10 protein-coding genes are annotated in these 13,058 nt (G+C 62.3%); 6 read left to right on the forward strand and 4 right to left on the reverse strand.

What is annotated here, in order from left to right; translation table 11 throughout:
• Positions 1–6 precede the first annotated feature (6 nt).
• The 5 genes from EGX79_00970 (at position 7) to recR (ending at position 6,092) form a co-directional block, all read left to right on the forward strand.
• Positions 7–1,308, forward strand: coding sequence for an aminotransferase (locus EGX79_00970; GenBank protein ID AYX80878.1), 1,302 nt, complete (start codon positions 7–9; stop codon positions 1,306–1,308).
• Positions 1,309–1,342: 34 nt separating this feature from the next.
• A complete protein-coding gene (locus tag EGX79_00975) occupies positions 1,343–2,068 on the forward strand; it encodes a hypothetical protein (GenBank protein AYX80879.1) in 726 nt (241 codons plus the stop codon).
• A gap of 30 nt (positions 2,069–2,098) precedes the next feature.
• On the forward strand, positions 2,099–4,990 hold the full coding sequence (locus tag EGX79_00980; GenBank protein AYX80880.1) for a DNA polymerase III subunit gamma and tau: 2,892 nt from the start codon (positions 2,099–2,101) through the stop codon (positions 4,988–4,990).
• Positions 4,991–5,104: 114 nt separating this feature from the next.
• Positions 5,105–5,428: a YbaB/EbfC family nucleoid-associated protein gene (locus EGX79_00985; GenBank protein AYX80881.1), complete on the forward strand. Its 324-nt coding sequence runs from the start codon at positions 5,105–5,107 to the stop codon at positions 5,426–5,428.
• A 37-nt stretch (positions 5,429–5,465) separates the two neighbouring features.
• Complete coding sequence (gene recR / locus EGX79_00990) at positions 5,466–6,092, forward strand: recombination protein RecR (protein AYX80882.1); 627 nt, start codon at positions 5,466–5,468, stop codon at positions 6,090–6,092.
• A gap of 39 nt (positions 6,093–6,131) precedes the next feature.
• On the opposite strand, the gene EGX79_00995 is transcribed toward recR, so the two are convergent.
• The 3 genes from EGX79_00995 to EGX79_01005 are packed head-to-tail and all read right to left on the reverse strand — an operon-like array spanning position 6,132 to position 9,650.
• A complete protein-coding gene (locus EGX79_00995) occupies positions 6,132–6,944 on the reverse strand; it encodes a glutamine amidotransferase (protein AYX80883.1) in 813 nt (270 codons plus the stop codon).
• Positions 6,945–8,294 (reverse strand): DUF1727 domain-containing protein, encoded by a 1,350-nt coding sequence (locus EGX79_01000; GenBank protein AYX80884.1) that lies wholly within the window; start codon positions 8,292–8,294, stop codon positions 6,945–6,947.
• Positions 8,295–8,354: 60 nt separating this feature from the next.
• Entirely contained in the window at positions 8,355–9,650 is a 1,296-nt protein-coding gene (locus EGX79_01005; GenBank protein ID AYX80885.1) for a DNA polymerase III subunit epsilon, read from the reverse strand.
• 365 nt (positions 9,651–10,015) lie between these two features.
• Here EGX79_01005 and EGX79_01010 point away from each other — a divergent pair, with 365 nt between their 5' ends.
• Positions 10,016–11,056 (forward strand): hypothetical protein, encoded by a 1,041-nt coding sequence (locus EGX79_01010; protein ID AYX80886.1) that lies wholly within the window; start codon positions 10,016–10,018, stop codon positions 11,054–11,056.
• A gap of 118 nt (positions 11,057–11,174) precedes the next feature.
• Here EGX79_01010 and leuA read toward each other — a convergent pair whose 3' ends face one another.
• Entirely contained in the window at positions 11,175–12,992 is a 1,818-nt protein-coding gene (gene leuA, locus EGX79_01015; GenBank protein ID AYX80887.1) for a 2-isopropylmalate synthase, read from the reverse strand.
• Between the last annotated feature and the right edge of the window lie 66 nt (positions 12,993–13,058).

Consider the following 13,058-nt stretch of genomic DNA (forward strand, 5'->3'; position numbering starts at 1 on the left):
TAACTTATGTCCGATACCTGGGAGGGTGCGTACACCATGGCCGTGGATTCCTTCGATGTTCAGCAGTTGGCGGCACACAAGGATGAGTTTGCGAAGGCATATGAGGAACTGAAGTCCCGTAACCTCGCACTGAATTTGACTCGTGGTAAGCCGTCGTCGGAACAGCTTGATTTCGCAAACGCCCTGCTGGGTCTCCCGGCGCCGGATTACATTTCGGCTTCTGGGGAGGATGTCCGCAATTACGGCAACGCCAAGGGCATTACTGATATCCGCGCTATCTGGGCGGAACTGATGGATCTGCCGGTGGAAAACGTCCTGGCGCAGGATGCTTCCAGCCTGAACATCCAGTTTGACCTGATTTCGTGGGCCATGCAGTTCGGCAACGTGGACTCGGAGCGCCCGTGGAACGAGGAGCCGGTGCTGAAGTGGCTGTGCCCGGTTCCGGGGTATGACCGGCACTTTGCTATCACGCAGCACTTCGGCATTGAAATGATTCAGGTGCCGTTGAACGAAGACGGTCCGGATATGGATGTCGTGGAGAAGCTGGTTGCCTCCGACCCGCAGATTAAGGGCATGTGGAATGTCCCGATGTTCTCGAATCCGACGGGTGTGACCTACAGCGCTGAGGTCTGCCGCCGTCTGGTTGAAATGGAGACCGCCGCTCCGGATTTCCGTCTGATGTGGGATAACGCCTACATGGTTCACACGCTGACGGATGAGTTCCCGGAGATTCACAACGTCATTAAGTGGGCGGAAGAGGCCGGTAACCCGAACCGCGTGTGGGCATTCGGCTCGACCTCGAAGATTACCTTCGCAGGCGCTGGTATTGCTTTCTACGCTTCCTCGGACGCCAACTTGGAGGATTACCTCAAGCACGCTGGTATCCGCGGCATTGGCCCGAACAAGGTCAACCAGTTGGCTCACGCCAAGTTCTTCGGTGACGCGGAGGGCGTGCGTGAGCAGATGCGTCGTCATGCAGGTTCGCTGGCTCCGAAGTTTGAGAAGGTTCTGCAGATTCTGGATGAGCGCCTGTCGGAGTACGGCGTGGCAGAGTGGTCGAAGCCGACCGGCGGTTACTTCATCAACCTCGACGTGGTCGATGGCACTGCTCGTCGCGTGGTGGAGCTGGCCAAGGATGCCGGCATTGCGCTGACCGGTTCTGGTTCTTCCTTCCCGCTGAAGCAGGATCCGAATAATCGCAATATCCGCCTGGCACCGTCGCTGCCTCCGATGGAGGAGCTCGAGGTTGCTATGGATGGCGTCGCTACCTGTGTGCTGCTCGCCGCCGCTGAGAAGGCGACTGCGTAGGCCAAGTAAGCCAGGTAGGTCGGGATAGGACTATATGAACTTCGAAGAGACGAAGTTTTGGATCTCCGGGCTTTTCCCCGGAGAACCCCAGGTCGGCGAGTATGTGACGGAGCTGCCGGCCAGTGGTCGGCACGGGCAGGAACACGATTCGGCTCCGCTTCGGGTCGCTGAGTTCTCGCTTTACGACGGGCCGGACGGCCAAGCGAACGAGCGTCGTCCGGAAACGGCAGCCGCCACCGTGGAGTTGGGCCGCAACTACTGTGGCCTGACCGGCGCAGCAAAGACGGATATCCGCGTGGAGCTCTTCTCCGTCGCATACGCTGATTTTCCCGTGGCCACCATGGTCGCGGCCGCGGGAGCGCTGGTGGAGGAAGAGCCGGAGTTCCTGTCGCCAATTCCGGGCCGTGTCATTCCGAATGCGGTGCGGCTGGCGGCCGATCAGGTGGCCGAGGTAGGGGAGTCGTCGTCAAGCACTGCCTTTACCGTGGCGCACGTGCTGTGCACGGTGCCGTACGTGTGGAGCGACGGGGTGCCGAATGTGTCCGAGATGCCGGGCAAGATCAGCCTGCATGAGGGTGATGTGGAGTCCCCGCAGGGACGCATGACCACGATGACGCAACTGGTGCCAATTACGGATGCGGAGCTGGTGTTTTATGAGCAGCAGGGGCCGCAGGCGCTGATGCAGAAGTTGGCCGAAGTAGATGCTGACCTGCGGGATTGGTGCCGTGAGTCGGTTGTTTCCCAGGAGGGTTCGAACTAGCCGATCCGGGGTGGAAGGTAGGCTGAGCACGTGGCTCTGTATAGGAAGTATCGTCCGGCATCGTTCGCCGAAGTGGTGGGGCAGCGGCACGTAACTGACCCGCTGTCGGCGGCGTTGGAATCTCGGGATGCGCAGGGGCGTCCCAACCGCATTAACCATGCGTATTTGTTCTCCGGGCCGCGTGGCTGTGGCAAGACCTCGTCGGCGCGCATTATGGCGCGCAGTTTGAACTGTGCGGAGGGGCCGACGGCCACACCGTGTGGCCAGTGTGCGTCGTGTCGTGCGCTAGCGCCGGGCGGTCCGGGCAATTTGGACGTTATTGAGCTGGACGCGGCTTCCCACAATGGTGTGGAAGATATGCGTGAGCTGCGGGAAAAGGCTATCTTCCAGCCGGCGGAGTCGCGCTATCGCATCTTCATTATTGACGAGGCGCATATGATTACCGCTTCGGGTTTCAATGCGCTTTTGAAGATTGTGGAGGAGCCGCCGGAGCACCTCATCTTCATTTTTGCGACCACGGAGCCGGAGCGTGTGCTGCCGACTATTCGTTCGCGTACGCATCACTACCCGTTCCGGTTGTTGACTCCGCCGGATATGCGCGGGCTGCTTGAGCGTGTGGTCACGGCCGAGGGTGTGCGGGTAGAGCCGGACGTGTATCCGCTGGTCATCCAGGCCGGTGGCGGTTCGCCGCGTGACTCGCTGTCGGTTATGGATCAGCTCATTGCTGGTTCCGGCACCGATGGTGTGGATTATGAGACTTCTGCGGCCATTCTCGGTGTCACTGACAGCGTAATCATCACGGATGCGATTGAGGCGCTGGCGGCAGGCGATCGCGCGGCCATGTTTAGCGTGGTCGGGCGTGTGATTATGTCGGGCCAGGATCCGGCTCGGTTTGCCTCGGATCTGCTTGGCCGAGTGCGTGATTTGCTGGTGCTGTCCGCAGTGCCGAACGCGCTGGAGCAGGGGCTTGTAGAGATTCCGGAGAGCCAAATCGACGGCGTCCTGGAGCAGGCCGGGACAATTCCCCCGGCTACCCTGACGCGCTTCACGCAGGTGCTCTCTGACGGCCTGCGTCACTTCCGCGGCGTGACTTCGCCGCGTCTGCTGCTCGAGGTCCTGTGCGCGCGCATGCTCCTGCCCGCCACCGAAGACTCCGTGGAGTCGCTGCTGCAGCGCGTAGAGGCGTTGGAGCACGGCAGGCCCGCGCTTGCCGACGGCTCGGGGGCCGCAACCCCCGCATCGGCACCGGTGTCTTCCGATGCGGGGCCGGGGTCGGGTGCGGCTGAGGCCGATGCTTCGCCGATGCAGTCTGGCCAGTCGGCTCGTGAGGCATGGCGCCAGCGGAATGCCCAGCGTAAGAAGGGTGCGCAGACCCAGGGCAGTCGTGCTGGGCAGGCAGCGCCAGCGCAGACACCGTCGCAGCCTCAGTCCCAGCCTGAACCTGTTCAGCAGCAGCCTGCACCAGCGGCAGCGGCACCGGTGTCGCAGGAGTCGGTGACTGAGCCGCAGCCTGCACCAGAAGCACCTACTGCGACCGCTGAACAGCCTGAACAGCCTGAACAGCCTGAACAGCCTACGCAGGCCGAATCAGTTGAACAGCCTCAGCAGGCCGAATCAGTTGAACAGCCTCAGCAGGCCGAACAACCGCAGCAGTCTGAACCGGCTGAGCAGCCGATGTCCGAGGAAGAAGCTCAGGCGGAGAAGATTCGTGAGTTCCGTCGGAAGATGGCGGAGCATGCCCGCATCAGCGAGCAGCAGACTCGGGCGCAGCTTGCGCAGGAGCGTGAGCAGCAAACCCGCGAGCGTGAGGGGGAAGGCGGCTCGATGTCGATTGTCGAGGAAGAGCCAGTTGTCTCTGCCTCGACAGCTCACTCTGAACAGCCAACTCAGGCCCCACAGCCGGAGCAACCAGCACAGCCGGAGCCCGAACCTGCACCCGCCGGTATCGAGCAAATCCGCGAGCACTGGCAGGACATCCTTGCGGCTGTCGACGGACAGCATGCGTTCCCCATTCGCGTGCTGGCCGAGCAGGCGGTACCGCTCGATGTCGAAAACGACACGCTCGTCATTGGACACAGCACAGGAGCGCTCGCTACCAGGCTCAATACGCCTGATTACGCTCAGGCGCTGTCCGCTGCAGTGAAGCAGGTGACGGGCTTCAATGGCCAGGTGCACTGTGTCGTCGGTACGCGCCCGCGCGCACCGCGCTCAACAGCTACTGGTGGTGGTTCCGGGGAGGATGATTCGTCGTCAAGAGGTTCGTCCTCGCCGAACGACACCGCCCCTGCACCGACACTCGCAGCACCAGCGCAACCAGAGACATCTGAGCAGCAGGTACAGCAGCCGCAGCCAGGTCCGCAGCGGTCGTCGGCATACGCATCCGTTGTTGAGCGCCGTGCCAAAATCGAAGCCGCCAAGCGTGCTGCAATGGGACAGCAGGCAGGTCACGACCAGCCGGCACAGCCACATCAGCCAAGCCAACCAAGCCAGCCAGCTCAACCAAACCCGAACCCGGCCCAGCAACAGCCGCAGCAGCCAAACCAGCCGCAGTCATTCCTGCGCGCGGCCCAGGCCAATGCGCAAGCAAACGCTCAAGCAAATGCTCAGGCCCAGGCCAATCAGGATTCGGGCTTCGGCGGCGTCCCGCTGCCACCAGAGCCGATGGAGGAGTTCGCTCCACCAGAGGGCGCAGAGGGCACAGAGAGCTACGGTTCGCGCAACCCGTCCAACTACAACTCCAACGCCAACACCAACTACAACCCGGTTCCCCAAACCCCGCAGGACAACAACTACGAAGAGGACACCTCCGAGTATTTCGAGGCCGCGAACGAGGTCGGGTCTCTCGATCACCGCTCGCTAAAGGACGTGGTCATGGAGATGCTGGAAAAGGAGCTGGGAGCCAAACCGCTAGAAGACCGCTAGAGCCGTTAGAATGGGGCGGCGATGCGCGTCGTAAAGCATGGGCGATGAGCCTTAGAAGCGTGCGCGTAACTACAAATCAGCACGTAAAGAGCACAATAGTTAGGAACATTAATTATGACTCAGCCAGATATGAACGCAATTCTGCAGCAGGCACAGCAGATGCAGGCGCAGCTGCAGGCAGCACAGCAGGAGATCGTCGCTTCCACCATCGTCGGTGAGGCCGGCGGCGGTCTGGTCAAGGTGACTATGCAGGGCTCGGGCGAGGTCACGGACATCGCCATTGATCCGAAGGTCGTTGACCCGGAGGACGTCGACGGGCTGCAGGACCTGGTTCTCGCTGCTTTCCAGGACGCTACCGCTAAGGTGCAGTCGCTGGCGGAGCAGAAGATGGGCCCGCTGTCCCAGGGCTTCGACGGTCTCGGTGGCCTCGGTTTCTAAATTAGCTTTTCAGACCAGTATTTGTAGGTAATTATCATTGTTCGAGGGACCACTCCAAGATCTCATTGATGAGTTCTCGCGCCTGCCGGGCATCGGCCCGAAGTCAGCTCAGCGTATCGCTTTCTACCTGATGAAGGCGGAGCCGGAGGACATCGGCCGGCTCCAATCCGCGCTTGGTCGGGTGCGCGAGGGTGTGCAATTCTGCCGGGTCTGCGGCAATATTTCGGAAACCGATGTGTGCCAGTACTGCTCGGACACACGCCGCGACCGCGGTTTGGTGTGCGTCGTTGAAGAGGCGCGCGATATCCAGGCCATCGAGCGCACGGGGGAGTACAACGGTCGCTACCACGTGCTCGGCGGGGCGCTCGATCCGCTTGGCGGCATCGGTCCGAACGAGCTCAATATCCGCACGCTGTTGCAACGTATCGCAGGCGTGCTTGACGACGTCGACGAGACCCAACCCCCTGAAATCCACGAGGTCATCATCGCGACTGACCCCAACACCGAGGGCGAAGCCACCGCGACCTATTTGGCCCGGCTGCTGCGGGACTTCCCGGATCTCGAGGTCACTCGGTTGGCCTCCGGCATGCCGCTCGGTGGTGACTTGGAGTTCGTCGATGAACTCACCCTGTCCCGCGCGCTGACGGGCCGGCTGAAGGTCTAGCCGCCGTCCAGCCAACCGGCCGCGCGCGAAACTACAAAACTAGCGCTCGCTCTTCGGACGCGGCTTGGACGGGATGCGCTCTTCGCGCAGCTTATCCACGACCTCGAGGTCCAGCGGAGCCAGGCTCGACAGGTCCTGGTTGGTAGCGCGGGCCAGCAAAAGATCAGCCAGCTGCGGATTGCGAGCCAACACAGGTCCGTGCAGGTAGGTACAGATAATCGAACCCTGCACCGCGCCTTCGGCGCCACCGGTCGGTGTGAGTGCAGAAACATCCACTCCCGGAGCAATCCCGGAGTCCGCCTGCTCCACTTCCGGGCCGGTATTGCCCACGCCACGGACAACCCGACCAAGCGGCTTCGCATCGGCACCCAGGGTCGTGCGACCCATGTGGTTTTCGAAGCCAGTCAGTGGGCTGGCGTCGACGTCGTCAAGCAAACCGTTCGTGGGATCGACGAGCGTGCAGATTTCGCCGATCGCGCGCGACTCCAGCGAATCGGTGGTGCAATCGACAAGGCCGAGACCTGCGACGTCGCGTCCGCCCGCGCGGAAGGAATTGCCGAAGATCTGGAAGCCCGCGCAAATCGCGAGGATCTGCTTCCCGGCCTCGGCTGCCTTTTTGATGCCGCCGTCATTGATCAGATGCTCCACCGCGATGGTTTGTGCGACGTCCTCGCCGCCGCCGACGGTGTAGATATCCAGGTCGGTGGGGACGGCATCGCCCAGCTTGATCGGGACAATCTCGGCGTCAATCCCACGCATCCGCGCGCGTTGCCGCAGCACCAGCGCATTTCCGTCATCGCCGTAGGTGCCCAGCACGTCCGGGAGGATCAGGCCGATAGACAGCTCGCTCATTTACTTTTCCTCCTGTGCTCGTTCGATGTCGCGCTTCAAATCGCGGAAGGCGGTGTAGTTCGCCAGCACCTCAACTCGGGTGACGCTTGACGACGACCCCCGCGCCTCACACGACCGGATCGCCTGCAGCGGATTTGCGACCAACCTCGCATCGATGCCCGCATACAGCAACCGCACCGCGAGGTCAGTTCCGCGTTCGCCCGCGGACAGCACATCCATGCCGTCGAAGTCCTCGAAGCGGACATCCCACAGCCAGGACAGATCCTCGCCGTCAGCGACGTGACCGTTGACTGCGATGACCACTGCATCTGCGGTGCGGTCGACCATGGACAGCGCCTCCTGCCAGCCGGCCGGGTTCTTGGCCAACAGCATGCGCACGTGCTTCTCGGCGCCCTTGTCATCCCGCACAACCATGGTGGAGTAGCGGCCCGCAACGTTGTCGACGGTCTCGGTGGCCCGGAGGGATTTCTCCAGGTCCGCGCCCATATCGACAGCGCCCGCAATCGCCAAGGTGGCGTTGCCGCGGTTGGCATTGCCCGGCAGCGTGAGGTTCATCGGCAGGGTGTCGCCGGCAGGCGTGATGACTCCCTCCGCAGTGATGCGGTAGTCCGGCTCTGGCCGCTTGAACTCCGAGCCGTCCGGGAGTGGCTTCACGGCGTACCAGTTGTGGCCGTCCTGGATGATGGGGCCGCCGGTGCGCGGGGAAGAGGTGGCATCGTTGGTCCAGCCACCGCCCGCGGAGACCCAAATAACCTTCTTGGCATCCCACGCAGCCGACGCGATGAGTGGGTCGTCGCAGTTGGCGATGACCGTCGCCTGCGGGTTAGCGTCCACCGCAGCGCGGAGTGTGGCCTCAATCTTGTTGATCTCGCCGACGCGGTCGAGCTGGTCGCGGGAAAGGTTCAGCAGCACCAGAACCTGCGGTTTCAGATCCTCTGCGATGTGCGGGACGTGCAGCTCATCGACCTCCAGGACCAGGCTGTCCGCATCGGGAGTGGCGAGCAGCGCGGAGATAATACCCGCGTCCATGTTGTCGCCGCCCTCGTTGGTGGCCACGTTGTGGCCAGCGGCGCGCATGGCGGCCGCGAACATGCGGGTGGTGGTGGACTTGCCGTTGGTGCCAGTGATGATCGCGGCCGGGCGTCCCTTGCCGAGGGAAGCCAGAATGCGCGGGTCAATCTTCTGCGCAATCAGGCCACCGATCATGCCACCCGCGCCGCGACCGGACTTCCGGGAGGCCCAGGTGGCGGCGTGAGCGGCGGCAGTCGCAAACCGAGCGCGCAGGCTCGGGGAGCTTGCGCGGTCGCGACTGTGGTCACTTACGTCGTTATGTGAAGTGCCTTCTTTCATAACTGTGTATTTTACTGTGAATGATTCGCAGAACGAATGCGCTGGGCAAAAGCCCTAGCCCTACTTCTCCATCTCACCGACCAGTCGCAAGAATGCCTCATCGGAAACGATCGGAATGTCCTTCCGGTGGGCATGCATGGCCTTGCCCGTCAGTTGATCCGGAGTCACATCCGCAGGTCGGTTAGACACCAGCACCGATGACTCTCGCGTGACCTTCTCCGAGTACGCCAGCCCAGCCCGCACGCCCGCCGCAATCAGCTCATCCGGGTCCAGCGACACCTCTGGCGCCACGACGAACTCCATGCCCTCCGCGAGCTTCCGCCCCGGCGTATAGCGGCCGGGGTTCTCCACGGGGCGCGGTGCCTCCATCGCGTCGACACGCACTGCCGAGCGCTGCAGGCCCACAATGTCCTCGCGCAGCTGGTCGGGCGTGTACATGTTCAGGGTTGCGCCCTCATCGAGCCCGCCCTGTGCGCGGAAGAGCGCAAGCGTGGTGGTGACGTCATCCAACGTCCGCACCCGCTCGGGCACCGAGATGCCAGCAATCGATGCCTCGGGCGAAGGCACATCGAGGCCGTAGGCGCGCGCGACGGCGCGCAGGCGAGCGTCGTCAAGCCGTTTGCCCTGGCGACGCGCCGTTTCCAACGTATCGGCAATCCGTGCGGGCGCCGGAATCCGCGCGACGCGAGTGCGCGTACGACGACGCCCCCGCTTATTCCGCGCGGACCGCTCACGATTCGCTTGACGACGGGCCCTCTTGGCCTCGGCAACTATAAAACCCCAGACCAGCGGCGCATTATGAGCAACCAACGTGCGCCCATCGAGCGCGTGCGCGAGCTTGGCCTGGATCACCCCGAATTTCGGTGCCCCCTCGAAGTCCGCGGGCTCGAGGCCGTGGAGGTGTGTCGGGCCGGGATCCTCGGTGGGATTGATGACGACATGCCAGGTGTCCACGATGTTGCCGCTACTGTCGGCGGTGGACACTCCCAGGCTGACCAGCCGAGACGTCTTGGGGTGGATGCCCGTGGCCTGGATGGACACGATTGCGTAAGGAGCTTCCTCCGCCGACGAGAACTGTTTGTGCTCGTCAGCGGCCTTTGTTGCGGCGGTCTCGGCTGTGGCCGGTGTGGGTGTGGCTGTGGCCGGTGTGCCAGCGGTACTCGCGCCGGTTGCGATTGCGCCGGTAGCAGCCGCGCCGGTGGTGGCTGCGTCCGTTGTGGTGGAAGCCGGTGCAGTTGGTGGTGTTTTCGCGCCCGCTGCCGACGCGCGTTGAGAACGGCGACGATTCCGCCGCCGCCTCTTCGTCTGAGAAGAGGTCCCAGTCGCTTTGCGCTCCTCGCGCGCCGATTCAGTCATGCCTCAAGACTAGCGGGTGCGCTCACCCGCGGAGAAAGTGACTAGGTTTATGACACTTTGAGCACAAAATTTGCCACGAAAGTGTCATAAACCTAGTCAGTAACTTGGGCACTAGCTCGGCCTCAAGCTCAGAAGGACCGGGGGATCCGGTCACACGGGTCCCGTAAACCACGCAAACTACAAAAACCACGCAAGCCCCAATAGTTTTTCCCCCGACTGGGTGCTCAGCCGAAAAGGAATGGAACCGCGAGGGCAATTTCCGCGCCTTATTAAATAGGGGCCACAAAACAGCGCCACAAAAATAAGGACGAAATAACTACCACGGGGCAACAGCCACAGGACAACAACCACGGGGCGGGGGAGAAGTGAGTAACAAGAAACGAAAGCAACTGGTGGCGGACCAGTTCGGAATCATTAGGCCGGATGACCAGCCGGGGAATGGATACCGCGAGGTCGCAAGGCAGGCGCGGGCCGGTTATCTGGAGCGGCTTTGCCGAGGTCACTATGTAGTCGCGCACGCCTGGGAGGGGCTCCACCGCGAGAAACGCCTGGCTATTACTGCTTTGGCGGTGGTCTCCGAGACGTCGTCAGGCGTCATTTCGGGAGCTGCAGCGCTGGCCTTGCACGGTTCGTGGGTGCTGGTGCGCGATGCGAAGATTGTGGTCGTGGGCGGGAGTCAGGAGTTCCACGGCATCGACTATTGCATGCGCTTGCGCTCGGAGATCCATCTGGATCACACGCAGGGGCTCGCGGACCGGCGGGTCGCGGTGCTCGCGCGTGCGGCCTTCGATGAGTGTCGCGTCCGGTTCAGGCAGAAGGGGCCGGAGTCCGTGTCGTGGCGGGCGGCGGTGTTGGCTGTCGAAGGTGCGCTGCGGCATGGCGCCACGCGCGATCAGCTTGAGGAGCTCCCGGTGCATTATCCCAGCGTGCGGGGTCAAGAGCTGTTTCGCCGTGCGCTCGCGGTCTGTCATGGTCGTTGCGAAACGCCCGGTGAGGCGCTGACTAAAGCCGCTCTTCTCGAACTCGGCCTGAAATTCCACGAGCAAGCCGAAATTTGGTCGCGCGGCACCAGCCACGATCCGCCGCACTTTCTCGCCCGCGTGGATTTTTATATCCCTGACCTGCTGCTTGTCGTGGAGTTCGACGGCCACATCAAGTATTCGGCGAGCGAGGTCGCGCCGACGCCCGCGGCTCAGTCCGAGCTGCTCACGCGGGAGACTTACCGCGAGCGTTCGCTGCGCGCAACGGGGCTGGATGTCGCGCGGGTGGTGTGGAAAGAGGTGGAATTGCACGCAGTTCGCTTATCGACGCTCCGTTCAATCCTGATCGAGCGCGAACGCGTGGTAGCCGCAGGTGGGGTGACTTTCCGTGCGGATGTGCGCAATGCCGGCCCGTTGATTGGGTAGTGGGGCCGAGGGGCCGCTGGATAGTTTGTCCCAAAGAGAAAGTGACTAGGTTTATGACACTTTGAGCACAAATTTTGCCACGAAAGTGTCATAAATCTAGTCAGTAACTATGTGGAGTTTAAGCCAGTGCGCGGTTGACCGCGCTGGTGACTGCCTTCAGCGATGCGTAGGTGATGGAACCAGCGATGCCGGAGCCCCAGACCTTGGTGCCGTTGACATCTGCGAGGACGTAGGCCGCAGCCTCGGCATCGTCACCTGCGGTGCGAGCGTGCTGGACGTATTCCTGAACCTCGACGTTGATGCCGAGCTTCTCCAGGGCGTTGGCGTAAGCGGCCAGCGGGCCGTTGCCGACACCCTCAACGGTCTGCTCCTTGCCCTCGTAGACGATGTGAGCCTTGATCTTGGTGGCGTCCGACTCGTTCTGAGGGGCATCGACAGTCAGGGCAATCTGCTCGAGTGGAGCCTCGCGGTCCAGGTACTCACCTGCGAAGATGTCCCAAATCGCCTTGGAGTTGACCTCGCCGCCCTCGGCGTCGGTGACTGCCTGCACGACGGAGGAGAACTCGACCTGCATGGAGCGCGGCAGGTTCATGCCGTGGTCCGTCTTCATGATGTAGGCCACGCCGCCCTTGCCGGACTGGGAGTTCACGCGAATAACGGCCTCGTAAGAACGACCGACGTCCTTCGGGTCGATAGGCAGGTAAGGAACTTCCCAGGTCACCGCGCGCAGGTCCTCGTCGGAAAGCTCCTTGACGGCAGCGCCCGGGCGGACCTTGTCTGCCATTGCGTCGAGGCCCTTGTTCACGGCGTCCTGGTGGGAACCGGAGAAAGCGGTGAAGACCAGGTCGCCGCCGTACGGGTGGCGCTCCGGAACGCGCAGCTGGTTGCAGTACTCGACGGTGCGGCGGATCATATCGATGTCGGAAAAGTCGATTTGCGGGTCGACTCCCTGGGTCAGCATGTTCAGGCCCAGGGTGACCAGGCAGACGTTACCGGTGCGCTCGCCGTTGCCGAAGAGGCAGCCCTCGATGCGGTCGGCGCCGGCCATGTAGCCCAGCTCGGCGGTGGCGATGCCGGTACCGCGGTCGTTGTGCGGGTGCAGCGACAGGATGATGGAGTCGCGGCGGTTGAGGTTGCGGTGCATCCACTCGATGGAGTCTGCGTAGACGTTCGGAGTGATCATCTCCACGGTCGACGGCAGGTTGATGATGATTGGGTTCTCCGGCGTCGGGTCGATGACATCAACCACGGCGTCGACAACTTCCTTGGCGTACTCAACCTCGGTGCCGGTGTAGGACTCCGGCGAGTACTCCCAACGCCAGTTGGTGTCCGGGTAGTCCTTCGCGATGGTCTTAATCAGCTCTGCGGCGTCGGTGGCAATCTTCTTGATTGCGTCCTTGTCCTTACGGAACACAACATCGCGCTGCAGGATCGAGGTGGAGTTGTAGAAGTGAACGATGACGTTCTTAGCGCCGGCACATGCCTCGAAGGTGCGGCGAATCAGGTGCTCGCGAGCCTGAACCAGAACCTGGATGGTGACGTCGTCCGGAATCATGTTCTTCTCAATGATCTCGCGCACGAAGTTGTAATCGGTTTGGGAAGCGGACGGGAATCCGACCTCAATTTCCTTATAGCCCATCTGGACCAGCAGCTCGAACATGCGGCGCTTGCGCTCCGGGCTCATTGGGTCAATCAGCGCCTGGTTGCCATCGCGCAGGTCGACGGCACACCAAACCGGTGCCTTAGTAATGCGCTTGTCCGGCCAGGTGCGGTCCTTCAGCTGGAAGTCCTGAACTTCCTGGTCGTAAGGCAGGTAGCGGTTGGTTGCCATCTGGGAGTTGCGCTGCTTATTCCAAGCAGGCTGTCCTTCCGGAATCTCGCCAGCAGGAGTGGAGATTACAGAAGGAGCGGAAATAAAAGCGTCGGAAGGAGACATGTTGTGGGCCTTTCTAATTCGGACTTTTCTTGTAGGCCGGCACAACTAACCCCGCGACGGGGAGCC

This window comes from Corynebacterium jeikeium (genome assembly GCA_003955985.1).
Taxonomy (GTDB): Bacteria; Actinomycetota; Actinomycetes; order Mycobacteriales; family Mycobacteriaceae; genus Corynebacterium; species Corynebacterium jeikeium_D.